The organism is Kamptonema sp. PCC 6506 (genome assembly GCF_000180455.1).
Lineage (GTDB): Bacteria > Cyanobacteriota > Cyanobacteriia > Cyanobacteriales > Microcoleaceae > Kamptonema > Kamptonema formosum.
Map to the genome: position 1 here is coordinate 1 of NZ_CACA01000280.1, position 22,512 is coordinate 22,512.

General features: G+C 43.9%; 23 protein-coding genes and 2 pseudogenes. 17 read left to right on the forward strand and 8 right to left on the reverse strand.

Annotated elements, in window-relative coordinates:
- Positions 1-352: 352 nt before the first annotated feature.
- A complete protein-coding gene (locus OSCI_RS32020; RefSeq protein ID WP_007355908.1) occupies positions 353-478 on the forward strand; it encodes a hypothetical protein in 126 nt (41 codons plus the stop codon).
- A gap of 120 nt (positions 479-598) precedes the next feature.
- Positions 599-745 carry a hypothetical protein gene (locus OSCI_RS30760; protein WP_007355909.1) on the forward strand — a complete coding sequence of 49 codons (147 nt, stop codon included), beginning with the start codon at positions 599-601 and terminating at the stop codon, positions 743-745.
- A 181-nt stretch (positions 746-926) separates the two neighbouring features.
- On the opposite strand, the gene OSCI_RS30765 is transcribed toward OSCI_RS30760, so the two are convergent.
- The 3 genes from OSCI_RS30765 to psbU all read right to left on the reverse strand — a co-directional run bounded on the left by OSCI_RS30765 (position 927) and on the right by psbU (position 1,814).
- Positions 927-1,067 (reverse strand): hypothetical protein, encoded by a 141-nt coding sequence (locus OSCI_RS30765; protein WP_007355910.1) that lies wholly within the window; start codon positions 1,065-1,067, stop codon positions 927-929.
- Positions 1,068-1,082: 15 nt separating this feature from the next.
- Complete coding sequence (locus tag OSCI_RS30770; RefSeq protein ID WP_007355911.1) at positions 1,083-1,244, reverse strand: hypothetical protein; 162 nt, start codon at positions 1,242-1,244, stop codon at positions 1,083-1,085.
- 138 nt (positions 1,245-1,382) lie between these two features.
- The gene (gene psbU, locus OSCI_RS15265) at positions 1,383-1,814 is read right to left on the reverse strand and encodes a photosystem II complex extrinsic protein PsbU (protein ID WP_007355912.1); all 432 of its coding nucleotides are present in this window, start codon (positions 1,812-1,814) and stop codon (positions 1,383-1,385) included.
- Between the two features lie 388 nt (positions 1,815-2,202).
- Here psbU and OSCI_RS15270 point away from each other — a divergent pair, with 388 nt between their 5' ends.
- Entirely contained in the window at positions 2,203-2,814 is a 612-nt protein-coding gene (locus OSCI_RS15270; protein ID WP_007355913.1) for a hypothetical protein, read from the forward strand.
- 128 nt (positions 2,815-2,942) lie between these two features.
- Here the strand turns inward: OSCI_RS15270 and OSCI_RS15275 are convergent, their stop codons facing one another.
- Positions 2,943-5,000, reverse strand: a complete 2,058-nt coding sequence (locus OSCI_RS15275; RefSeq protein WP_007355914.1) for a S8 family serine peptidase — start codon at positions 4,998-5,000, stop codon at positions 2,943-2,945.
- Positions 5,001-5,338: 338 nt separating this feature from the next.
- Between OSCI_RS15275 and OSCI_RS15280 the strand changes: the two genes are divergently transcribed.
- From OSCI_RS15280 to cydB, 7 genes and pseudogenes are all read left to right on the forward strand, one after another.
- Positions 5,339-7,831 carry a S8 family peptidase gene (locus tag OSCI_RS15280; protein ID WP_007355915.1) on the forward strand — a complete coding sequence of 831 codons (2,493 nt, stop codon included), beginning with the start codon at positions 5,339-5,341 and terminating at the stop codon, positions 7,829-7,831.
- Between the two features lie 149 nt (positions 7,832-7,980).
- On the forward strand, positions 7,981-8,868 hold the full coding sequence (locus OSCI_RS15285; RefSeq protein WP_007355916.1) for an ion channel: 888 nt from the start codon (positions 7,981-7,983) through the stop codon (positions 8,866-8,868).
- Positions 8,869-8,973: 105 nt separating this feature from the next.
- Positions 8,974-9,153, forward strand: coding sequence for a hypothetical protein (locus OSCI_RS15290; protein WP_007355917.1), 180 nt, complete (start codon positions 8,974-8,976; stop codon positions 9,151-9,153).
- Positions 9,154-9,378: 225 nt separating this feature from the next.
- On the forward strand, positions 9,379-10,587 hold the full coding sequence (locus OSCI_RS15295; protein ID WP_007355918.1) for a sulfite exporter TauE/SafE family protein: 1,209 nt from the start codon (positions 9,379-9,381) through the stop codon (positions 10,585-10,587).
- Positions 10,562-11,035 carry a hypothetical protein gene (locus tag OSCI_RS15300; RefSeq protein ID WP_007355919.1) on the forward strand — a complete coding sequence of 158 codons (474 nt, stop codon included), beginning with the start codon at positions 10,562-10,564 and terminating at the stop codon, positions 11,033-11,035. Before OSCI_RS15295 ends, OSCI_RS15300 begins: the two co-directional genes overlap by 26 nt.
- A 192-nt stretch (positions 11,036-11,227) precedes the next feature.
- Positions 11,228-12,677 (forward strand): annotated as a pseudogene (locus OSCI_RS15305) (cytochrome ubiquinol oxidase subunit I).
- Positions 12,678-12,685: 8 nt separating this feature from the next.
- Positions 12,686-13,699: a cytochrome d ubiquinol oxidase subunit II gene (cydB, locus tag OSCI_RS15310; protein WP_007355920.1), complete on the forward strand. Its 1,014-nt coding sequence runs from the start codon at positions 12,686-12,688 to the stop codon at positions 13,697-13,699.
- A gap of 344 nt (positions 13,700-14,043) precedes the next feature.
- On the opposite strand, the gene cruG is transcribed toward cydB, so the two are convergent.
- Together cruG and cruF are read right to left on the reverse strand one after the other, a co-directional pair.
- On the reverse strand, positions 14,044-15,258 hold the full coding sequence (cruG, locus tag OSCI_RS15315) for a 2'-O-glycosyltransferase CruG (RefSeq protein WP_007355921.1): 1,215 nt from the start codon (positions 15,256-15,258) through the stop codon (positions 14,044-14,046).
- Positions 15,259-15,544: 286 nt separating this feature from the next.
- Entirely contained in the window at positions 15,545-16,483 is a 939-nt protein-coding gene (gene cruF / locus OSCI_RS15320) for a gamma-carotene 1'-hydroxylase CruF (protein ID WP_007355922.1), read from the reverse strand.
- Between the two features lie 206 nt (positions 16,484-16,689).
- Between cruF and OSCI_RS32240 the strand changes: the two genes are divergently transcribed.
- The 4 genes and pseudogenes from OSCI_RS32240 to OSCI_RS32250 all read left to right on the forward strand — a co-directional run bounded on the left by OSCI_RS32240 (position 16,690) and on the right by OSCI_RS32250 (position 17,395).
- Entirely contained in the window at positions 16,690-16,830 is a 141-nt protein-coding gene (locus tag OSCI_RS32240) for a hypothetical protein (protein ID WP_007355923.1), read from the forward strand.
- Positions 16,831-16,840: 10 nt separating this feature from the next.
- Positions 16,841-17,004 (forward strand): annotated as a pseudogene (locus tag OSCI_RS32440) (IS5/IS1182 family transposase); the annotation flags it as partial.
- Positions 17,005-17,007: 3 nt separating this feature from the next.
- On the forward strand, positions 17,008-17,187 hold the full coding sequence (locus OSCI_RS32245; protein WP_007355924.1) for a hypothetical protein: 180 nt from the start codon (positions 17,008-17,010) through the stop codon (positions 17,185-17,187).
- Between the two features lies 1 nt (position 17,188).
- Positions 17,189-17,395, forward strand: coding sequence for a transposase (locus OSCI_RS32250; protein ID WP_420705289.1), 207 nt, complete (start codon positions 17,189-17,191; stop codon positions 17,393-17,395).
- A 235-nt stretch (positions 17,396-17,630) separates the two neighbouring features.
- On the opposite strand, the gene OSCI_RS15330 is transcribed toward OSCI_RS32250, so the two are convergent.
- The gene (locus tag OSCI_RS15330) at positions 17,631-17,855 is read right to left on the reverse strand and encodes a hypothetical protein (protein WP_007355926.1); all 225 of its coding nucleotides are present in this window, start codon (positions 17,853-17,855) and stop codon (positions 17,631-17,633) included.
- Positions 17,856-18,064: 209 nt separating this feature from the next.
- Here OSCI_RS15330 and OSCI_RS15335 point away from each other — a divergent pair, with 209 nt between their 5' ends.
- The 3 genes from OSCI_RS15335 (at position 18,065) to OSCI_RS15345 (ending at position 21,496) form a co-directional block, all read left to right on the forward strand.
- Positions 18,065-19,171 (forward strand): D-alanine--D-alanine ligase family protein, encoded by a 1,107-nt coding sequence (locus OSCI_RS15335; RefSeq protein WP_007355927.1) that lies wholly within the window; start codon positions 18,065-18,067, stop codon positions 19,169-19,171.
- A 292-nt stretch (positions 19,172-19,463) separates the two neighbouring features.
- On the forward strand, positions 19,464-20,528 hold the full coding sequence (locus tag OSCI_RS15340) for an AI-2E family transporter (RefSeq protein ID WP_007355928.1): 1,065 nt from the start codon (positions 19,464-19,466) through the stop codon (positions 20,526-20,528).
- Positions 20,529-20,614: 86 nt separating this feature from the next.
- The gene (locus OSCI_RS15345; protein ID WP_007355929.1) at positions 20,615-21,496 is read left to right on the forward strand and encodes an MBL fold metallo-hydrolase; all 882 of its coding nucleotides are present in this window, start codon (positions 20,615-20,617) and stop codon (positions 21,494-21,496) included.
- A gap of 57 nt (positions 21,497-21,553) precedes the next feature.
- Here the strand turns inward: OSCI_RS15345 and OSCI_RS15350 are convergent, their stop codons facing one another.
- Positions 21,554-22,474 carry a vitamin K epoxide reductase family protein gene (locus tag OSCI_RS15350; protein WP_007355930.1) on the reverse strand — a complete coding sequence of 307 codons (921 nt, stop codon included), beginning with the start codon at positions 22,472-22,474 and terminating at the stop codon, positions 21,554-21,556.
- Positions 22,475-22,512 lie beyond the last annotated feature (38 nt).

Below are 22,512 nucleotides of genomic sequence, written 5' to 3' on the forward strand. Positions count from 1 at the left end.
GAGGGGAGTGTCAATCAAATAATGTATTTTTGAATACAGATTTCCCCCCTAATTTTTTAGGGGGGTTTACACTATTTGGCGTAACTTCTGCTAGAATCAAGAAATGACATAGCTTAGTTTTTAGTAAATGTCAAGTCTGTCAATCAGAAATCTATAAGTTTCTGCTTAGGTTGTAGTTCCCTAACAACGATAAGTCAAATTTATGAAAGTCTTAAGAATCTTTTAATACTATATCAGCTAAAATTCTGTTAATAACTCGGAGTGACTAAATCAGCGTTGAGTTGAATAGCTATCTGAGAATCTACTCAAACAAAATTTTAAAAATATTAAGGATGTCAGTGAATATACGGACATGGCGGATATAATTAAGTTATTGGGGAATGTATTTAATGTGGTGACTTTTATGGGGCTTTGGGTAATATGGGTACTTGGTTTAGGCTTACAACAATGGCAATATTGGCGCTTGGGGTACATCTAAGTACACCAGGGATGGCGATCGCGTGTACAGAAATTAGCAAACAGACCTCAAACAGAGCCACAGCAGTAAATTCTGAGCTGTCGGTTTTTTTGAACGTTGCAAACTACGAACCCGATCCAAATGGGAATCCAAAAAGTGATGGCACTGGGACACGCTAATCTTGTAGTTTTTTCTGTAGGTTTTGGAGTTTACGGATTTCTGATACCAGGGAATTTGCTCCAACTATCTAGTCGCACGCTTGGTGTGGCTGCACCAGTCTGGGTCTGAGAGGGGATAAATTGAAATGATACTGACCGCCTCTACTTTCAATCCGAAGGCAGCACTTCATGAGAATTAAGTCGCCGAGAGCGAGTAAGTTGTAATTTTCTGCCCAAGTTTGTAAGTCGCAGTTATATGGGTTGGGTAGAGAAAAATTAAGAGTTTTGCCCGACTGTAAATTCAGTATAGTTTAGCTAAGGGGAAGGGTAGCCAATTGTTCGCGCCGAATTTCAACTTGAGCGATCGCATCATCCAAAGCCTTTTGTACCTGACAAATCCCAGCACTATGCCACATCAATATAGGTAATTCTTTTCGGAACTCTTCTATCATACCTCTTTGGTGAGGCTAATTGTCTAAAATTTCAATTGTAAAGTTTGAAATATTATCGCCTAGTTCCCCATACTCCTCATTCCTCGTTCCTTCTTGCTCATTCCCTCTTCTTCCTTCTTCCTTCAGATGTAACCTTTGTGCCGCAAAAACTAGACATTCCAGCAATGAATGCGTCATATCAAATCCGGTTGCATCGGAATTATATAGGCGGGGCGGGTTTATGAGATTTTTCGATACCGATCGAATATCTCATAAACCCGCCCCTTGGGAACTTAAGACAGACATCAGCTCCCAGACATAGGACTAATGACTTGTCTAGTCGTAAAGTCCGTTGTTCAATCTGTTGTCACCCTCAATGAAAACTGATTCGACATCAGTAACGGTGAAGTTCTCCAGGTTAGCTTGCAGCAAGTCTTTCTGAGCTTGAGTTAGACCTGAAATATCGAGCACATCCTTAACATTTTCGTAAGGAGCATTCTTAATAATTAATGCCGCCAGAGTCGGAAACATCCCTGGATATTGCCGGAAATCTCGCACACCGCTGTTGTTCAAATCAAGTTTTTTGCCATATTCTGTGGCCAGCTTATCGTCGGCCCGATTAGTTCTCGGTGTGACAGCGGCCAAGGAAGATGATGAAGGCAAGACCAAATTGCTCAAATCTGCGGCCAGAACATTCTGATGTCCCAGCCATCCCCAGCAACTTACCAACAAGGTGAATACTGCCAACAGGCGACCTAATTTTTTCATTTGTTTATTACTCCCACTTTTACACACAGTATTTCTTTAGAGAGTACCATCTCACCACGTCCAGTTTTTTATCGAAATTGTGAGTGGGGATTGGGAAAGAAATAGGGTTTACGTATTGACAAATTTAACAAAATGTGAAATTGTCGGTGGGACTGAGTAACGTCGATCGCTACGCCTTTTTTAGCGATCGCCTCAAGGTTTTCTGACCGTCGAACACCTCAAGTAGAAAAGACTTACAGGAGAAGGTAAAAGCCCGAAGGTAAAGAGTATTTATACTCAAAATTTGACTCTGTTTCTAGCTTTTCTATCCTTGTGACAGTTGAGAGTGCCAAATCTGGGCTAAAATCTAAAATCAGAAGGGCTGTTTGGCAAAAATAAGGGGCTTCTGATGTCCAAAGTCTACAGCACGGCAGAACTGATTAAAATTTTAGAGGCAGAGCGCCAAGCGTGCTTACAGGGGCAGCGTCTCAAGCTGGCAGCGACACCTTCGACAGGCAACCCTGTGATTGACCGCTTTCTGAAATCTGATGGCGTTCAAAAGTTTACTGCTTATCAAGATTTTAAAGCTGCTGTTCATCGGTACCAGGAGGAACATCAAGTTTCTGGGATTGTCTGGCGGGAAATAACACTTCACGGCGATACTCTGTGTTATCCCGCCGTAGACGATCAATTAATTGCTTTGCCTATTGATTTAAAGGTATTAAAACAGGCTAAAGCTTCGATACTGGAATTCTGGCAGCGAGTAACAGTTGAAATGGACTTGTATTTAAGTATTAACAGTGGCAAGGACTATCGGGAAATTGGGGCGGAGGATGTAGACGCGATCGTGCAGCGGACTGAATGGGCCGCTATCTGGAAGTGGGAGAAGTTAGATTTCTTAGAAATGCTCTTGCAGTTGGGATGGGGCAAGCCAGAGGAAGCTTATTATAAAAGAGGATGGCCGATCTCAGGTAGCGAGTATATTCATGCAGTGAAACCGGGACAGCGACCGATTTGTTGATCCTCTTCTTCCCTGAGTATCGGAGCATCGGAGCATCGTAGCCTCTGTTTTCCCCTTCTTCCCCTTCTTCCTCTTCTTCCCTAGCCCCTAGCCCCTAGCCCCTAGCCCCTAACCGCTGAAAGCGGTTGCTATAGATCGGAACGATTTGCAGTTTCCACAACAATTTTCTCAATCTCTTTAGGTGTCAAATTGGGATTAGCTTGACGGATCAAAGCTACTACACCAGCAACATGAGGAGCCGCCATAGAAGTACCGAAAAAGTAGCGGTAAGGAATACCGGGCAAAGATAATGGTACTGTTGAATAAACATCTTCGACATCCGAACGTCCTCCATTTCCTCCCGGCGCAATCACATAATCGATCGCGACAACTCCAGCACGGTTAGAGAATTCAGAAAATTGCAGATCCCGCGTTATTGAACCCACAGCAATACCTACTTCATCGGCCAAACGAGCAGGAAGATTCGGCCGGCCATTACTACTATTTCCAGCCGCAGAAACTACAATTACACCCTTTGATTCAGCATAACGAATGGCATCCAGCCTTTCAGCTTCCATGTCATTTCCGCCAAAACTGAGATTAATTACATCGGCTCCATTATCGACAGCATAGCGAATGCCAGCAATGCCATTACTTACTTTTCCTACGCCATCTTTATCTACAGTTCTTACGGGCATAATCTTCACAGTTGGAGCTACTCCAGTGATTCCCACTCCGTCTTTCTTAGCAGCAATAATTCCTGCTACGTGAGTACCGTGACTATTTTCATCCATCGGGTTGTTATCGCTGTTGACAAAATCCCAACCTCGAAAATCGTCAACAAAGCCATTACTATCATCATCAAGGCCGTTGGTAGCTTTTTCAACACCATTAGCATCAATGCCAAATTCCCCTGAATTAGTCCAAATATTCCCAGTTAAGTCAGGATGATCGTAGTCAACGCCGCTATCCACAACAGCGACGACAATGCCATCGCCAGTGAAACCCTGAACCCAAACTTCGGGAGCATTTACTACATCTCGTCCCCATTCATCTCCTCCCAAATTGGGGACATCAGGAAAAGGTGCTTTGCCAATGCTTTGAGCAACAGCGGTTGCTGCGTTAATCAAACCATAGCCGAAAGTAGTATCGTAACCTGCGATCGCGCTGCTACCTGGTGGGGGGGGAGGACTAGGGATTGCAGATAGACTCATAGTGTAATTTGTCTGCGCTTCCTCAAATCGAAAAACTCGCACGAAGTAAGTACCTGGTAATAAATCGTTGAGATTAATTTCCTCTGCATTCGCATCTGAGTTTTCCGAGACTTGAACAATATCCGGTGGTTCAACGGCGTTATTGTTATTAATATCCTTAATTAGGGCTACATCAAGATCTGCACTTAAACCTGTAACGTTTAACTTTAAGTCGCTGGTGACAGGGAGTGTGAAACGGTAGAAATTATCTGGTTCAGCATCACCAACAAACCCGCTCACGGTAGGATTATCGCTCAGGGAACCAAGATTAGTTGCGCTTCCGAGTTCATCTCCCAATTTAGTATCTGCGGCCACGAAACGCCCGTTGAGATAGTCGGGGGATACGTCTGTAACCCAGCCTAAAATGGCTCCAGACTCGCGAATCCGAATTAAAGTATCATTGCTGCCGGGATTGAGGGAAGCTGATTCTAAGGTGATGTCAGCGACAGTTAAGCCATCAGTTAAGCCGATTAAGTTTTTCCAGAAAAAGTGTTTGAAGTCAGTGATGATATCGGCAGATTCGGGGTTTTGTGCGGCGGTTTCTGTTGTGAGGACAAATAAATCCGATCCTTCGCCACCTTTTAATATGTCTCTACCTTTGTCGCCAACGAGTACATCGTCGCCTTCAAAACCGATGAGTAAGTCGTCGCCTTGACCTCCCCGGAGGATATCTTTACCACTGTTACCGGTAAGAATATCATCACCTCGACTGCCGATGAGGAAGTTGTCACCACTACCACCATTTAGGGTATCAGCACCGCCACCTCCGATCAGGCGATCGTTATTGTCGCCGCCGTCGATTATTTCGCCATCGGAGGAACCCAGGATAAAATCATTGCCACCAAGGGCAAATAGTCCTTTTGGGTAAGGAGCTAAAAAGCCTGGAGTTAGAGTTAAACTGTTAGGCGATTCGTCTAATAAATAAGCAAGGTTATCTGCACTTGGGCCGGCCATGAAGATATTCTCCTAACTGGGTTTTTTTGTGAAATGCCCTGATTATTTGAAGCGAAAAGGCTCAAAATTGATTCTGAAAAATTGAATTTTTTGGGAAAATAATTGTTTGTAACGCCGCCCTCTGGGTGGTAAATATACTTGCCCAAAGGGGGGGTTACGTGAGGGGTGAGTGCGGGTAATTTTAGGTTGGGCGCTATCACAATTTAGATTTTGACTGTAAGTAATAGATTATTTGTGGTAGTGCCTACCTTACGAAGTAATGGTCAACGCGCACCATCAGCGGTTAAGCGGTTAAGGTATAACAAAGTTATTGTGATGCGATCGCTAACTCAGTTTGTATGATTAATGCCCACACTCCGTACTTGAACCCTGACGAGCAGCCCTGGCTGATTTCCCAGTTTAACCAATTATCCAACAAAACTGCTAGCCAAAGAGAGTTCTATCAGGGATTATACCCCGATATTGCTGCTACTCAAGTCGCGGAGGTTATGTCTAGCAGCTTAGATTCATTGTTGCTTGCCGATAGTAGCACTCAGCCCTTGTCGGCTGGGGGGGTTTCAGGTGCGATCGCGAAAGTAGACCAAAACAGCGATCCCCTAACAGGAGAAAATCTAAAATCTATTGCTTCTGTGAGTCCTAATAGTGCAGGTAGTGTTGAAAATCAAGCTAACAGATCGATGTATGCTGACTTCGCTCGCGTGTTGCAAGGTGTGGATGGAACGGGAATTACAATTGGGGTAATTTCTGATAGCTATGATATTAATCAAAGAGATACAAAAAACGCAATAGATGATATCAACTCCGGCGATCTTCCCGGCCCTACTAATCCCTTTGGTCGCACTACCCCCATACAGGTTTTAGCGGAAACTGTTGGGACGGGAGTTGATGAAGGTCGAGCATTAATGCAACTAATTCACGATATCGCTCCCGGTGCCAAGTTACTATTTCATACAGCCAGTGATGCTACTGGTAAATCTTTTACAGATCGCTCCGTTGGTAATGCCATTCGTTCCCTTGCCGCTGCTGGTGCTAACATTATTATAGACAATGTTAATGGCTTTGAATCGCCTTTTTTTCAAGACGGAGATGCGGCCCAGGCAGTAAATGAAGTTACCAGCAAGGGAATTACTTATTTCACTTCTACTGGCAACAATGACCGCAATGGTTATCAAAGCGCTTTTGTCAACTCAGGAATTGTTTTTAATCCCGGTCAATTGCCAGTTGCAGTTGTACCAGAAAATAATATTTCCACCCTTGGTGGTAACATTCCGGTGTCAAGTTTTAAAGGTGGCGTAGCCCACGATTTTGACCCCGGCCCCGGCATTGATTTTTTACAAGGTTTTACTCTCGATCCTGGTAAAAGAATTGCTTTTACCTTACAGTGGGATGAACCTTTTTATGTTGGAGGAGAAGTAGCGACAACGGCAACAGATTTAGATGTTTATATCTTGAATGCCGATGGTACGGCCGTAGTCGGTGGTAGTGCGATCGATAATACCAAAGTATCTCCCAATACAGGTAAAGCTAGCGGGCCAATTGAATTTGTGTCCTTTGCCAATTTGGGTAAAGAAACTAGCAAATTTAATATAGCCATTGTCCGAGCGAGTGGCCCCGATCCGCAGCAAATTAGGTATGTTTTTAATGCACCTGTGGGCTTGCCAACTAATCTAGAATTCCCGACTAATAGTTCAACTTTATATGGACATAAAAATGCAGTCGGTGCGATTGCAGTGGGGGCGACTAATTATCAAGATACGCCCGCATTTAATGAATTAATTGGTGGCCCAACTTTAGAACAGTTTTCGAGCGTTGGCGGCATCCCAATTTTGTTTGATATCAATGGTAAGAGATTAGAGCAAGCTAAAGTCAGACTCAAACCAGATATCGTTGCTCCTGATGGAGTAAATACTACATTTTACGGACTATCAGATCCCAAAGGAAATGGCTCTTTTGAGGCCGATGGATTACCCAATTTCTTCGGTACTTCAGCGGCGGCTCCGAATGCAGCGGCGGTAGCTGCTTTAATGCTACAAGTGGCACCTTGGGCAACTCCTAATGATGTGGCAATAGCGATGAGAGTGACTGCTGTAGATATGAACGATCCGGGGACAACTGCGGCCGATCCAGGGTTCGATTTTGCCAGCGGTTATGGCTTTTTAAATGCCGATCGTGCTATGGCAATGCTAGCTTTATTTGATGAGAGTTTTTATTTAGCTCAATATCCACAGGTAGCGGCGGCTGTTGCTAATAAAACTTTCCGCAATGGGTTTGAACATTTTGCTCTATTTGGGCAATATGAAGGTCTTAATCCTAGTGCTAAATTTGACAATCAGCTCTATTTAGCTCTCAATCCTGATGTAGCAGAGCAAGTTAGTAATGGGGTTTTTCGTAGTGGTTTCGATCACTTTATTAAAAGAGGAGAATTTCAAGGAAGAGATCCCAGAAATTTGTATAATGAGAGTTATTATCTCGAACAAAATTCCGGCGTGGCTACATTTTTGAGTGAAAAGAAGTTCCGCAGTGGTTACGAACATTTTATTTTGTTTGGGCAATTTGAAGGGAGGAAAGGAAGTCCTTTTTTTGATGAGCAGTTTTATTTAGAGCAGAATCCAAAAGTAGCTGAAGCTGTAGCCAGCGGGTTATTTAGTAGTGGTTATGAACATTTTACAAAGGTAGGACAATTTGAAGGTAGATCGCCTAGTACCTTGGTAAATGAAGTTAGTTATCTGCGAGATAATCCTGATGTAGCAGTGGCAGTTAAGGCTGGAGTTTATCAAAGTGGAATTGAACACTTTGTTTTGTTTGGTCAACGGGAAAATCGAATTAAGTAATTGGTAATTGGTGAATTGGTGATTGTAGGGTGGGCGCTCGCCTCAACCATCTTCTGCTATGAGTTACAGCCTTTTTGAGGCGAACGCCCACCCTACGTTTAATTGTGTCTATCAACTATCAACTAACAACCAACAACCAACAAATCATAATGAAAAAACATCGCCACCACCAGGAAGCGCGTTTAGTAGGCAAAAATGGACAATTCAATTTAAATATTGTGCGAATGGGTACATCTCCCTTACGTTTAGGCGATCTATATCACTGGTTACAAGCAATTTCTTGGTTCGGATTTTTTGGGCTAATTGCTTTAGTTTATGTAATCAGTAATGCTCTATTTGCCTTAGCCTACTTAGCGGGAGGAGACTGCATTGCTAACGCTCAACCGGGTTCTTTCAAAGATACTTTTTTCTTTAGCGTTCAAACAATGGCTACTATTGGTTATGGGGCGATGTATCCGCGCACTAGCTATGCTAATATCATTGTTGCTGTGGAAGCGCTTTTTGGTTTGCTAGGAGTGGCGATGGTGACAGGTTTAGCTTTTACTAGGTTTTCCAAACCTACGGCTAAAGTTTTATTCAGCCGTATTGCTGTTATTGCTCCTCAAAATGGCGTATTAACTTTAATGTACCGCACGGCAAATCAACGCTATAATCAAATTTTAGAAGCTCAGCAGCGACTCACTCTAGTTCGCGATGAAGTTACTGCTGAGGGACAATTTATGCGCCGTTTCTACGACTTAAATTTAGTTCGCAGCCGAACGCCTATTTTTGCATTAACTTGGACTATTATGCACAAAATTGATGAGAATAGTCCTCTCTATGGATTGACAGCAGAGGATTTATTTAGCCAGGAAGTTGAAATTGTAGCGACTATGACTGGACTTGACGAGACCGTTTCTCAAACTATTCACGCTCGTCATTCTTATCTAGCTGGAGAAATTCTCTGGAATGTGCGGTTTGTAGATATCTTATCGAAATCCTCGGATGGTAAAAGATTTGTAGATTATAGTCGTTTCCATGATGTCATATCTTTGTAATTATTTAAAATAATGAACATTATCTCATTTCTATTGTGCTAGAATAGCACAATTGTCCCGATGGCGATTTCCTTAACGAAGACGATCTTTTGGGAGAACAAGACAATGGATAAAGTGAATTTAGACAATCTGAGTCGTGAAGAATTAGCACGTTTTATTATCGCTAATCGAGAGAACGCAGAAGGTAGAGAAGCGCGTCGAATTTATATTCGTCGCCTAGCAGAAAAAGCCGCAAGCTGTGGAATTGAGTTCTATAAACCTCAAGTGCCATCCCCTAAAAATTGATCTCAGATCGCCTTTTACAGCACTTTTGCTGGTAAATGAAGTACAAAAACGATTTCTGTAAAGGCTGTGCCTCCTTGTGCGCCTGATTTCTGATTTCTTCCTAAGTCCTAGAAGTTTTACGTCTTGTCTTTTGACAAAAGTCAACTCTTCACTTAGATATTAGTAATGCTGCACAAAATCAGTTAGCATCGATTTAATTTATATGGCATTTTGAGGAACAGCAAGATGCTAGACCTAATGTTAATTAGCACCTTGGGATTTCTGGGCAGTTTTGGTCACTGCGCGGGGATGTGCGGCCCCTTGGCGATCGCATTCTCTCTCTCCCAAACTACCGCCAACCAAAAAAGCGCTGCCCTGCGGTTTCATCTGCTGCTAAATTTAGGCCGGATTGTGGCCTATGCGATCGCAGGTAGTGCTATTGGGGGAGTGGGTTCGGTGTTAATTGCTAGCGGACAAATGGCCGGTACCGGTAGCGGATTGCGCCGCGCGATCGCAATTCTTACAGGTTTAATGTTGATTTGGTTCGGATTGCTGCAAATTAAACCCAACTTGCTGCCGCGTCTGCCGATGCTGCATCCGCTGTCGCATCAACGCATACAAGAGGCAATGATCGGGGTTTCCGCGCACAAAAGCTGGTGGATGCCAGCAGCTTTGGGATTGCTTTGGGGTTTGATTCCCTGCGGTTTTCTGTATGTGGCGCAAATTAAGGCGGCTGAAACTGGTAGCGTGGTTTTGGGTGCGGCGACGATGCTAGCGTTTGGACTGGGAACTCTGCCAACTATGCTAGGGGTGGGGATTTTTGCTGGTAGACTGAGTGCTTCGAGGCGCAGTCAACTGTTTCAGATGGGAGGTTGGGTAACGATCGCGATCGGCATTTTAACCCTGTTGCGAACCGATGAAATGGTGGATTTCACCGCTCACGGATCGCTACTATGCCTAATGCTAGCACTGATCGCACGTCCTGTCAGCAAGTTGTGGGCGCAACCCTTGCGTTACCGCCGCGCCTTGGGTGTGGCAGCGTTTGTGCTGGCAATTGCTCATAGTTTACACGCGATCGATCACGCGCTGAGATGGAATTTTGAAGCTGTATCTTTTATGTTGCCATTGCACCAGTTAGGTATGGCTGCGGGGGTGACGGCGTTGCTATTGATGACTCCTGCGGCGATTACAAGTTGCGATCGCGCCCAAAATTACCTCGGCAGGCGGTGGCGGCAAATTCACCTGCTAAGCGTGCCCGCTTTCCTGCTATGTGCGGTTCATGCGATCGCGATCGGTTCCCACTATCTCGGCGGCTTTGAATGGACAGCGCAAAATAAGCTATTGACGGCATTATTAGGCGCGATCGCGCTCTCGATTTTGTTAGTTAGATCGCACCTATTTTGGACACTTTTATCTTTGGAGAGGTTCTATGTTTCCCCTATTAAACAAAAGTAAAAGTTTAGGATTGCTAGTTTTTTTAGGATTATTAGTAAATGTAGCAATATCAACTATATTTACACTTAAGTCTAATTTTGCTTTAGCGCACGAAGTCGAAGTTTCTGGCGATGTCGCAGCTACATTTCACCTCGAACCAAATCATAATCCCCGCGCCGGAGAACAGTCTCGCGTATGGTTTGCCCTCACTCGTAAAGGCGGTCAAATTATCCCCTTAGAACAATGCAATTGCCAGTTAGCCGTCTACAATCATCCCCATAAAGCAGGCGAAAAACCCTTGATGCAGCCCAGCTTAGAAGCCATATCAGCCGAACAATACAAAGGCATTCCCGGAGCTAAAATCGTATTCCCTAAAGCCGGAATTTACGCACTAGAACTCAGTGGCAAAGCCAAAGCTGGAGCTAATTTTCAGCCCTTTAAATTGAGTTACCAAGTTACAGTTAGATAATTTATAATGGCTAATTACTAATACCAAACTCCGCTTAAACATCCCCTTATTTCTTAGTCCGCGCAGGCGGACTTCGTTTGTGTAGTAGCGGTTTCAACCGCCGAAGGATCTAGGGAATAGCTTTTGTAACAGGTTTAATATACAATCAGAACAGTCAATCTTTTAAGGTTTACTAACTAACCGAGGTCAGACATGGATTTTTTCTCTAATACCCTCGCGCTATCGCGAATGCAATTTGCACTGACTGCGATCTTCCATATCCTCTGGCCAGTATTGACTACAGGCATGGGAATTTATCTAGTAATAGTCGAGGGAATGTGGCTAAAAACCCGCAATCCTGACTACTACCATCACGCTCGCTTTTGGGCAAAACTTTACGTCCTTAACTTCGGTATTGGCGTAGCTTCCGGCATCCCAATGGAATTTCAATTTGGCACAAATTGGGCTCCATTTTTCCGAAGCAGCGGGCGACTTTTTCGGCAGTATTTTAGGCTTTGAAGCTGCAATGGCATTCATGCTAGAAGCAGGTTTTTTAGGCATCATGTTATTTGGTTGGGAGCGAGTTAATCCTGTCATTCACTATTTCGCTACCATCATGGTAGCCTTCGGTGCTAACCTCTCAACCTTCTGGATATTAGTAGCTAATTCCTGGCTGCAAAGTCCCGCAGGTGGAGACTTTGTGAATGGCAAATTTATCGTTTCCGATTACTTTGAAGCCATCCTCAATCCATTTATGCTCAATAGCGTTCTCCATATGTTCTTTGCAACATTGGAAACATCGCTATTTGTGATTGGTGGTATTAGTGCCTGGTACATCTTAAATAAGCGACACTCAGCCTTCTTTTCTTACTCATTAAAGATTGTAGTAGCCGCTGCGATCGCAGTTGCCCCTTTGCAAATTTATATCGGCCATTTAAGCGCCGAACAAGTCTATCACTATCAGCCTACCAAACTAGCAGCAATGGAGGCTCAATGGGAAACAATTCCAGCAGGAAAATCTGCCGATTGGCTAGCCTTAGCTTTACCGAACGAAAAAGCAGAAAAAAATGACTGGGAACTAGCAATACCTAAAACATTAGGATTAGTTCTAGAATTTAAACCAACACTGTCAGAACCCGTCCTTGGTCTCAAAGAATGGAAACCAGAAAATAGACCCCGAATGGTAGGTTTAATCTACTATTCTTTCCGCATCATGGTTGCTATTGGTTTCTACTTTGCAGCATTAATGGCATTCAGTGTAATTCAGTGGATTCGAGGCAAACTTTCTGCTGAAAATATTGCTAACCAAACTTGGCTAATGCGAGCTTGGATTTTAGCCGCTCCCCTGGGATATATTGCTGTAGAATCAGGTTGGATAGTGCGCTGCGTAGGTAGACAACCCTGGACTGTTTACGGACAAATTCGCACGGCTGATGCTGTTTCTGCTATTCCCGCCAGTAATGTTTTAGGTTCCCTAATTACCTTTGCTACTGTCTACAGCTTTCTATTAATTTGTACCTTGTATTTTGGTAGCAGAATTATTCGTCAAGGCCCGAATCTCAGTTTACCAGTACCAAGTTTAGAAGTAGAAGATGAACCAGCAATTGAGATAGAACCGGCCGAACACATTCCCGATAGCCGACCGGCAGAAGCACAGCAATAGGAGATTTTATGACAGCTTTAGAGCATTTTCTTCCCCAAGTTTGGTTTGTAATTTTAGCTCTTTTTCTATTGCTCTATGTCATGCTAGATGGTTTTGACTTAGGCGTAGGAATTTTGTCCTTAACTGCTGATGACGAAGAACGGCGGGGCATTTTAATGACCAGTCTGGGAAATGTTTGGGATGCCAATGAAACCTGGCTGGTGTTAATGGGAGGCGCACTTTTTGGTGCATTTCCCCTAGCTTACGGCACAATTTTAAACGCCCTATACATCCCCATTATGATGATGTTGTTCGGGTTGATTTTTCGGGCAGTTGCCTTTGAATTTCGCGAACATTCTAACCGGAAATTATTCTGGAATTATGCTTTTGGGGCGGGTAGTTTTCTAGCATCTTTCGCCCAAGGTTTAGCCCTTGGTGGGGTGCTAGAAGGCATTGCAGTTGACCAAGCGGGACACTTTATCGGCACAACTTGGGACTGGTTAACTTGGCGGTCAATTGTTGTCGCTTTGACGCTAATTCAAGGCTATGTTTTGATTGGTTCCACCTATTTAATTATGAAAACAGGTGGGGAACTACAAACTACTCACTATCGCACGGCGAAAATTGCAGCAATTACAACGCTAATTGGAGCTATCTTGATTACAATTGTCACTCCAGTTTTTTCAGAAAGTGCGAGGACAAAGTTATTTGATGCCCCGTTGGTTTATATCTTTGCTATCATTCCTCTGGTGGGAGTCCTGTTAATTTGGCTATTGCTAAGAAGCATTGAGCGCAAGGAAGAAAGGACACCTTTTATCTGGACTATCCTAATTTTCTTGATGAGTTTCTTGGGACTAGGATTGATCGTTTTTCCCTATATTATCCCGACTCAAATCACGATTTACCAAGCAGCAGCTTCCCCAAGTGCTCTGGTTTTTATGATTATCTTCATTGGCTTTCTAATTCCGATTATGTTGTTTTACAACATTTACAATTATGTTGTTTTTCGGGGTAAGGTTGTTGGCGGTCACTATGGGAATTGATCTCATTTCTGGTCAATTTTCTCGACTCGAAGTGACATTATTTTGATTAATATAGCAACCGTGAAGACGGTTAGGACACTCGCTTATAGCCAGGACTTGACGCACCCAACCAAAGAAACCGGGTTTTTTGACGAAAATACTTCGCTTTTACCCACAGATTCTCTTAAAAACCCGGTTTCTGCGACAACCTGCGTAAGTCCTAATCGCTAATGGCTAATGGCTAATGGCTAATTACCCATCCTCCCCCATCCTCCCCCTCTTCCCCATCCTCCCTCGCTCCCCTGCTCCCCCGCTCCCCTGCTCCCCCTCTCTTCCCCTAGCCCCTAGCCCCTAGCCCCTAGCCCCTAGTTATAACTCCTACCCCGCCATTGAGTAGGCTTGTTAATAGCAGAGAGTAGAATTCGTAAAAAGGCTAAGGGATCGGCGAGAGGAGAAAGCCAAAATATCCACTTAGATTGTGCTTGCGTGCGGTCATAAGAAGGTGCGATCGCAAAGCACAAAGCCACCCTAATTGCAAGCAAAAATAGGTTTAATCCTAACAAAAATAGAGAAGGCGATGGAGACAGAGAAAAAGGTAGAGACAAAAATAAATAGCTCAATAAAATTGGTATCGGTAAGCCTTGAACTGCTAATAATAGCCACAAATCCCCCCATATTTGAGTCTGAGAAGAAGCATCTTTTAAGTCAAGCGATCGCCCCCACTCCTTCCAAGTTTCAAGGGCTCCCTCATACATCCGCACCTTCAAAACCTTCGCACCGTCCAAAAACCCGACTTTAAACCCAAGAGATGCGGCAAAACGAGCTAGGGTGACATCATCGCAAAAAGAACCTTTTGCGGCTGTATAGCCCCCTAATTGAGCTAAAACCGATCGCTTACACAAAAAACACTGACCATTTGCCATTACTCGTTCTGCTGATTCCGCCCCCGTACCCGTCGGCCCAAAACGATAAACTAAAGTCATCAACAAGGCGGGTTGCAGCCATAATTCTCCGGGATATTTAAGGATAAACTGCGGCGAAAGGGAAATTAGATCGTAACCCTCAGTAGCCGCTGTCTTGAGCAAACTGGCAATTAAACCGGGATGGGGTTGCGTATCTGCATCTATCCCTACAATCCACTCGCTACGATCGGAACTGTTCAAAAAACCTGTATGCAAGGCCCAAGGGCGGCCCACCCAGCCAGAAGGTAAGGGATCGTCGTTAATCAAGCGAAACCGAGGGTCATTTTGTCCCGTAGCTTTGACTAAATCCCCCGTTCCATCTTCGGAATAACTATCAACGACTATTACTTCCCGAAGTTCGTAACTTTGGTGAGTTAATCCCGCTAGACAAGGTGAAATGCGATCGGCTTCGTTTAAAGTCGGTACGATCGCGCTACAAGTACCTACCAAATCTGGGGTTGGTGACTGCGGTTCCAAGGGTGGATAGCGAGAGGGCCCTTTCATCAACCGCGATAAGAGAATGGCTACGGCTGGTAATTGCAGCACTAGCAGTCCGACACTGGCAATTTCGATCGATAAATCAGGGGAGGATAGGTAATGGGCGAGCGAAAGAATCAAAGATTTAGATTGGAAATTTAAGTAGTGGTTTCATATTCTACCAGGACTAGGGGAACCCAGTTTCCTCAAGAAACCGGGTTTGCGCTCTAGATTGAATCATCCTACTGGAACCCGCCAGGGGTTTCAACCCCTGGCTAATAGCTCAAGTCGTCTAAAGACGACTAAAACCGACTAAAAGATATAGCAACCTTCTTGACAGTTAGGACAGGAGCGATTGCTGGAAACCTTGATTCTATTCCCTTCTTCCCTAGTCCCTAGCCCCTAGCCCCTAGCCCCTAGCTCCTATTTATTTTCGCAATCCCACTGGCTGAGGTGCAATTTCAGCCTTGAGAGCCAATTGATCCTGATATGAGATTGTTTCAGCCGCTTCTTGAGTTTGAGGCTTGGCCATCCACGACAAAGCTATAGCCGGAACTACACCCAAAAATACGGCTAGTAATGTTGGGAACCAGAACCGGGAATCTAGGGAGGTGATGGTAATAATTGCTCCGAAGGCGAAGTTAATCAAATAAACAACTAGGGGCAAACCTAATTGCGATCGCTGCAATAGATTGGGTGTTTTCCTCCAGAAAAATGCTGCCACACTCATAAACAGTACTCCTGTACCCATCCACCCTGCCAGGTTGCGGTAGGGCATCCCAAAGAAGGCTCCCACCTCTTCAAACTCCCAGAAAGGTACGATCGTCTGGCTCATGGCTGGATCGAGGACAAAATCCCAAGATGTCAGTAGTAATGCACCAAAGGCGATCGCTGCGATTTGGCGCACCCAGTTGAGTTCGCCATCTCTACCAGCTACTCCCGCCCGGGCGATCGCGTAGGAAACTAATCCTAGATAAAACCATGACAGGGGAATTGTGAAAGGGACTAGCCCCGCAATCTTGTAGCCCAAACCACTGAGGTAGTGGTAGTGGCCGAAGGGAAAACCTGTGCTCGTTCCTAGTAACTCGCTCCCCAGCGATAAAAACACAGAGGGCAGCATAAAGCTCAAAGTCGCCCCTAGTCCTAATGTTCGATAGGCATAGAGAGCAACTGCTGCTGCACCGAAGATGATGTAGACTACTCCACCCCCAGCCATCCCCCACTGAAACAGAACTTGTCCAGCAGGTGGCAAGCTCATAATCAATTCGGGACGGGGTATCACCACCAACAACCCCGCCAGTCCAAAAGCCATTGAGACGATGTGGGCAATGAGGCAGAAACGCTCGGCAATCACAAGTTGCTTCATGGGACTCCTTGAAAAAATATCAGAGGCGCAAAGGACTCCATAATAGATAATAGTTTACAAATCTTTAAGAACAATCTACCGAGAAGTCATAGTTTCCGCAGCACCGATAAGTTTTATTAATATTCTTGTTGCTAGGGGCTAAGGGCTAGGGCGTGTTTTCAAACTCGTTGTATCCTAAAAATAGGCGATCGCAGGCAGGTGTGTTCATGAATAGAGGAGACTTAAGTACCGAACAGTGGGAAAGTATAGCCACACGGTTTTATCGGTGGCAAAAAGCCGATATCTGGAAACAAGTCTTAGAACACCTACAAGCCGATGCGGACAAACAAGGAAACCTAGACGCTTGACGTGCATTACGTTGATGGAACTGTAATTCGTGCCCACCAACACGCCGCAGGTGGAAAAAAGGGGGCGAAGAAGAGGAGAAACTAGGTCGTTCTCGCGGAGGCTTTAGCACAAAAATACACATACGTTGTGAGGGTAAAGGTAAACCGATAACTTTTCTTCTCACTCCCGGTCAACTTATGAAGTCAATATTTTTAGAACAATTGATGGAACAAGGAGCAGTCAAACGTTCTGGGCGAGGTCGTCCCCGTATCCGTCCTTCAAGAGTGGTAGGGGACAAAGGCTACACAGGTCGTCGTATCCGTAGTTATTTCACAGAGCCGAGGTATCCGTTTTACCATCCCACGACTGTCAAATGAACTGCGTCGCGGTCTATTTAGCCGTGAAATCTACCGTCAACGCAACATTGTTGAACGTGCTATCAACCGACTCAAGCAATGGAGACGTATTGCTACACGATATGAGAAACTTGCTACAAATTATACCGCCATGATAATGCAGTTTAGATGTCGAACAGCTTATAAGTATGATTGGGGGTTGATAAATGTTGTGGAAGTTCGACAATAAGGTAAGGCAAATAGGTTTGCTTATATCCGATCTCAACCCTCAGTTTCCCCGCTTGTATCTTCTTCTAGAACAAATGAAACAAATGCTGTTTTTTCAGGTAAGTGAGTGGTAATAAATTCTCTAGTAAGCTTGGCGCTAACTTTTACATTTGTTATTTCACTCAAATCTAATGAACTTGGGTCTTCAGCAATTCGATCGCCGATATATAGCAATCCTATAATGAATCGTAAATTTTTTACCCCACCCCAACCCTCCCCTTGCTAAGGGGAGGGAGTAAGAAATTCACAAATGATTTAGGATTGCTATAGTACCAAATATCTACACCTAGAATTAAAATCCCCCTCTGTTCCAACTCATCAGCAAGACGAAGTGCATCTGTCGGACGCAACAGCAGTTCGTCAGCTTTAACCATGCCAAGAGTATGATATTTGTCTATTACTTTTTTAAGAGTTTCTAGCATCTTTAGAAATTCTCTATATTGTCGATCGCTGGCAACATAGAATATGCCGATCGCATCTCGTGCAATTTACAGTTTGCAGTACATCCGCTGATGTGCTTGGAGTTGGCGATCGCCTCCTGATGAGAACACTCAATTAATGAATCGCTGCTAATATGCTATTGTTCCCTTGGTAACTGCGCTAACTCAGTATATTAGTAGGAGTATAAAAAATGACGAAATTACGGATAGGACTGTTATTTGGCGGGCGTTCTGGGGAACACGAAGTCTCAATTAGTTCCGCAAGGGCGATCGCGCGTGCGATCGCTTCCGACCAAAATGCCAGTAAATACGAAGTTCTACCCTTTTACATCCAAAAAGATGGTCGCTGGTTAGCAGGAACAGTGCCTCAACAAGTCTTAGAAACCGGAAAACCCCTACAATTAGAGGGGGAAGAGGCGATCGCCAATTTAGGGGAAAATTTAATTCTCACTCCTCAATCCCCAATTGCCTATGGTCAATTCCCAAGGCCCGATATTGTCGATGTTTGGTTCCCCGTCTTACATGGGCCAAACGGTGAAGACGGTACTGTACAAGGGTTGCTGAAATTAATGCAAGTACCTTTTGTCGGTTCTGGGGTTTTGGGATCGGCAATGGGGATGGATAAAATTGCGATGAAAATGGTATTTGCCCAAGCTGGTTTACCGCAAGTTAAATATACTGCTGTCACGCGATCGCAAGTTTGGTCTAATCCTTGCATTTTCCCCAAATTATGCGACCAAATCGAAGAAAATTTAGGCTATCCCTGCTTTGTGAAACCAGCGAATTTAGGTTCCTCAGTAGGAATTTCTAAAGTGCGATCGCGCCCAGAACTTGAAACCGCCCTCGACAGCGCCGCTAGTTACGATCGCCGCATAATTGTTGAAGCAGGAGTAGTTGCTAGAGAATTAGAATGCGCCGTCTTAGGCAACGATCGACCTCAAGCCTCTATAGTTGGGGAAATTACTTATAAAAGTGATTTCTATGACTACGAAACTAAATACGCACATGGGCAAGCAGATCTATTTATTCCCGCAAAAGTCAGCGATGCGATCGCCTCTCAAATTCAATCAATGGCGATCGAAGCATTTTTAGCCCTTGACTGTGCTGGTTTAGCGCGAGTAGACTTCTTCTATGTCGAATCTACAGGCCAAGTTCTAATTAATGAAATTAATACCCTCCCCGGATTCACAGCTACCAGTATGTATCCTCAACTTTGGGCAGCTTCGGGCATCTCCTTCGCCGAATTAGTAGACCGCTTAATTCAATTAGCACTAGAACGGCATACTGAAAAGTTTTGATAAGTAAATCCACTGAATTAAACATAAGATACTGATGGCTAAAAAGTTGGCTGTATAAACCTTCTTCGTTCTTCGTTCTTCCTTCTTCCTTCTTCCTTCTACTTAACGCGATTCAGGAGCCAGAATTCAGGAAAAAGCTTCAGTTGGACACAATTAAATATCTAATGACAATAGCAAAAAATCACACTGTCAATTCTGTTTTCCCTGCTGCTAATACCTTAGCCTTCTAGTTAATAGGCTTTTCCGATTAGCAGTTAAAATTCTTAATTCTGAATTCTTGCTCCTGACTTACATGAAACCTGTAAATCAACTGCCGCGATCGTGGATATGGGGATTATTATTTCCCCTAGTGGTACTCAATTCGTGGTTACTGCTCCTAGTCTTTGAATATTTTCGCTCCTTGATCACCGTTTTTGTAACAGCAACCGTACTCTCTTTTTTACTAGATTATCCCGTACATTTCCTGCGACGCTACGGCGTGAAGCGGCAGCAAGCAGTTGTATTAGTATTATGTCTGTTTTTACTAATATTAGTGGTATTGGCTGTCACCCTTGCTCCTATTATTCTCGGTCAATTAAATGAGCTTGTCACCCGCCTACCCAGTTGGATAAATTCTGGTGCTGAACAGTTTGAGACTCTCCATAATTGGGCTAAAAACCGCAACCTTCCTATCGATCTCCGGGGTTTTGCTAAGCAATTGAGCGAGCGTTTTTCTACTCAACTACAGTCAATTATTGGTCAAATTTTAACTGTTGTATTAGGCGCAGCCGGGAGTCTCTTAGACTTAATGATCACAGTAGTTCTGACATTTTACTTACTACTGCACGGTCAGCGTTTATGGGATGGTTTGTTTCAGTGGTTTCCCCCTGAATTGGGCAGTCAAATCCGTGAGTCTTTACGCCGTAACTTTCAAAATTATTTCATTGGACAGGCTACTTTGGCAACTTTTATGGGTTTATCAATGACAGTAGCCTTTCTAATTTTGCAGGTTCCTTTTGGCTTATTATTTGGCTTAGCAGTAGGCATAATGACCCTAATTCCCTTGGGCGCAGGCTTGAGTATCAGCATCGTTAGTTTATTGATGGCTTTGAACAACTTTTGGCTAGGGATGAAGGTTTTAGCTGTGGCGACAGTACTTGACCAAGTAATTGAAAATGGGATTGCTCCGCGCCTTTTAGGAGGTTTTACTGGACTCAACCCTGTTTGGATTTTTATCTCGCTATTAATAGCAACTAAAGTCGGAGGATTAATTGGTTTATTAGTAGCGGTTCCGATCGCAGGTTTTATTAAAAGCACAGTCGAAAATCTGCGAACTTCGCCAACAAGTTTAGAATCTACAATTGAAGAGCTAGAATAAAGTGATAAAATAAATTAAGACTGACACAGTTATTAATATTCTAGGATATAATCAAATTAATTCCTTGTAGTATATCGGTTTTAAATATGGCTCATCTAAATTTGCGCCGTCCCGAAAATACCAATGGTAATTTTTATGTCGATACTACCTGTATTGACTGCGATACCTGTCGGTGGATGGCACCAGAAATATTTCACCAAACTGGAGAACAGTCTGCGGTTTACCACCAGCCAGCTAATGAGGTTGAAAAAGAGCGATCGCTTCAGGCCTTATTATCTTGCCCTACCAGTTCTATCGGTACTGTTGAGAAACCGAAAAATATCAAAGATATTCAGCATAGTTTCCCTCTGCTAATAGCAGAGAATATTTATCATTGCGGCTATCACTCCGAGAAATCCTACGGCGCAGCCAGCTATTTAATTGTCCGGCCCGAAGGCAATGTTTTGGTTGATTCTCCTCGTTTCTCTCCGCCGTTAGTCAAGCAGATAGAAGCAATGGGCGACATTCGCTATATGTATCTGACTCATCAAGACGATGTGGCAGATCATCAAAAGTATCGCGACCATTTTGGCTGCGATCGCATCCTCCATACAGACGAAATTACCACTGATACTCGCGATGTAGAAATTAAACTATCTGGCGGCGAACCCTACCAATTAGCAACTGATTTGTTAATTATTCCTGTTCCCGGTCATACGAAAGGTCACACAGTTTTACTCTACAACAACAAATATTTATTTAGTGGCGATCATCTCGCCTGGTCTGATGAACTTAAGCAGTTGTTAGCCTTTCCCCGCGTTTGTTGGTATTCCTGGCCCGAACAGGTGAAATCTATGCAAAAATTAGCTAATTATTCCTTTGAATGGGTTTTGCCGGGACATGGACGCAGATATCATGCCGATAGAGAAACTATGGGTAAACAGATGCAGCAATGTATTACTTGGATGGAAGGATATAAACTTCGTTAACAGTTAATACCAAATCCGGGTCGATCCTCAGCAGACAATGTTTCATTTCTTGAAAAGCTAATGTTCGTGGCTTCCTGTATTCTGGAAGTTGCGATCGCCTTGATATCCAGACAAATCAGCTAACTCCTGCAAAGATTTCTCTCCTCGGTATAATTTGCCGTTGATTTCCCAACTAGGAAAACCTTCAATTTTAGCAGCTTCGCAGAGATCGAGCCGAGCCTTTATGCTCTCGGAGTTGCATTCGATATAATTTAACTTACCAGCAGCTTCCTTACCAAATAGTTCCTTCTGATTATGACAGTGTTCGCAGGTAAATGAACCGTACATTTTCGCTTTTACTTTCTGAAGATGCTTGACTAGGGCAGTTTCCGAAGCACCAGAGGAGGTTGTAATTGCATAACCTTCAGCAGTAGCAGTGCCGGGATTACTCACGCTGGTATAAAGACCAACTGAAGTAATTAGCACCACCATTCCTACCAAAATTCCGCTCAAAAATAGCTGCCCAATGTCCTCCCAATCCCGACCAATTATTGATAGGAAAAATAGGCTAATCGAAAAGAGAGCAGAGGCAATACAGTAAATACAATCAGCTTGAATTTCAAAAGCTAGGAGGTACATCAGGTAGCCGCTGAAAATCATCATGGCTGTCCCACCTGCAAATAGCAAAAGCCCCGTCCAATTGTCTAATTTTAATCTAAGTTTTTTCTGCTCCGATCCATTGACTAATAAGGGAGCTACAGCAAAAGCTATCATGCTTGCATAACCCAAAAAACCAAACAAAGAAAGGGGCAAATCAAAAATTGTTGCATAAGGGCTGGAAAGAACTACATCACAGCCGCTAGTTGGGCAAGCTGCTGTTTCCTGGCTAAACTTTACCGCTGTTAAGTAAGCAGTTATGGCAGCTCCTACAGTAGCGATTCCTGCCATAATTAGACGCGACCATTTATGAATCCAAGGCGTTGAACGTGCGTGTTTCATAAAATTATCTCCAATAGATGTTCGATGGTAATGGGGGC

Coding starts and splice junctions, on each gene's coding strand:
- OSCI_RS15270 (WP_007355913.1), top strand. CDS start 2,203: ATGTCCAAAGTCTACAGCACGGCAGAACTGATTAAAATTTTAGAGGCA.
- OSCI_RS15330 (WP_007355926.1), bottom strand. CDS start 17,855: ATGCTAGAAACTCTTAAAAAAGTAATAGACAAATATCATACTCTTGGC.
- OSCI_RS30765 (WP_007355910.1), bottom strand. CDS start 1,067: ATGATAGAAGAGTTCCGAAAAGAATTACCTATATTGATGTGGCATAGT.
- OSCI_RS15275 (WP_007355914.1), bottom strand. CDS start 5,000: ATGGCCGGCCCAAGTGCAGATAACCTTGCTTATTTATTAGACGAATCG.
- OSCI_RS15285 (WP_007355916.1), top strand. CDS start 7,981: ATGAAAAAACATCGCCACCACCAGGAAGCGCGTTTAGTAGGCAAAAAT.
- OSCI_RS30770 (WP_007355911.1), bottom strand. CDS start 1,244: ATGACGCATTCATTGCTGGAATGTCTAGTTTTTGCGGCACAAAGGTTA.
- OSCI_RS15300 (WP_007355919.1), top strand. CDS start 10,562: ATGTTTCCCCTATTAAACAAAAGTAAAAGTTTAGGATTGCTAGTTTTT.
- OSCI_RS32245 (WP_007355924.1), top strand. CDS start 17,008: ATGAAGTCAATATTTTTAGAACAATTGATGGAACAAGGAGCAGTCAAA.
- OSCI_RS15295 (WP_007355918.1), top strand. CDS start 9,379: ATGCTAGACCTAATGTTAATTAGCACCTTGGGATTTCTGGGCAGTTTT.
- psbU (WP_007355912.1), bottom strand. CDS start 1,814: ATGAAAAAATTAGGTCGCCTGTTGGCAGTATTCACCTTGTTGGTAAGT.
- OSCI_RS15280 (WP_007355915.1), top strand. CDS start 5,339: ATGATTAATGCCCACACTCCGTACTTGAACCCTGACGAGCAGCCCTGG.
- OSCI_RS32020 (WP_007355908.1), top strand. CDS start 353: ATGGCGGATATAATTAAGTTATTGGGGAATGTATTTAATGTGGTGACT.
- cydB (WP_007355920.1), top strand. CDS start 12,686: ATGACAGCTTTAGAGCATTTTCTTCCCCAAGTTTGGTTTGTAATTTTA.
- OSCI_RS15345 (WP_007355929.1), top strand. CDS start 20,615: ATGGCTCATCTAAATTTGCGCCGTCCCGAAAATACCAATGGTAATTTT.
- cruF (WP_007355922.1), bottom strand. CDS start 16,483: ATGAAGCAACTTGTGATTGCCGAGCGTTTCTGCCTCATTGCCCACATC.
- OSCI_RS15350 (WP_007355930.1), bottom strand. CDS start 22,474: ATGAAACACGCACGTTCAACGCCTTGGATTCATAAATGGTCGCGTCTA.
- OSCI_RS15335 (WP_007355927.1), top strand. CDS start 18,065: ATGACGAAATTACGGATAGGACTGTTATTTGGCGGGCGTTCTGGGGAA.
- OSCI_RS32240 (WP_007355923.1), top strand. CDS start 16,690: ATGAATAGAGGAGACTTAAGTACCGAACAGTGGGAAAGTATAGCCACA.
- OSCI_RS15340 (WP_007355928.1), top strand. CDS start 19,464: ATGAAACCTGTAAATCAACTGCCGCGATCGTGGATATGGGGATTATTA.
- OSCI_RS30760 (WP_007355909.1), top strand. CDS start 599: ATGGGAATCCAAAAAGTGATGGCACTGGGACACGCTAATCTTGTAGTT.
- OSCI_RS15290 (WP_007355917.1), top strand. CDS start 8,974: ATGGATAAAGTGAATTTAGACAATCTGAGTCGTGAAGAATTAGCACGT.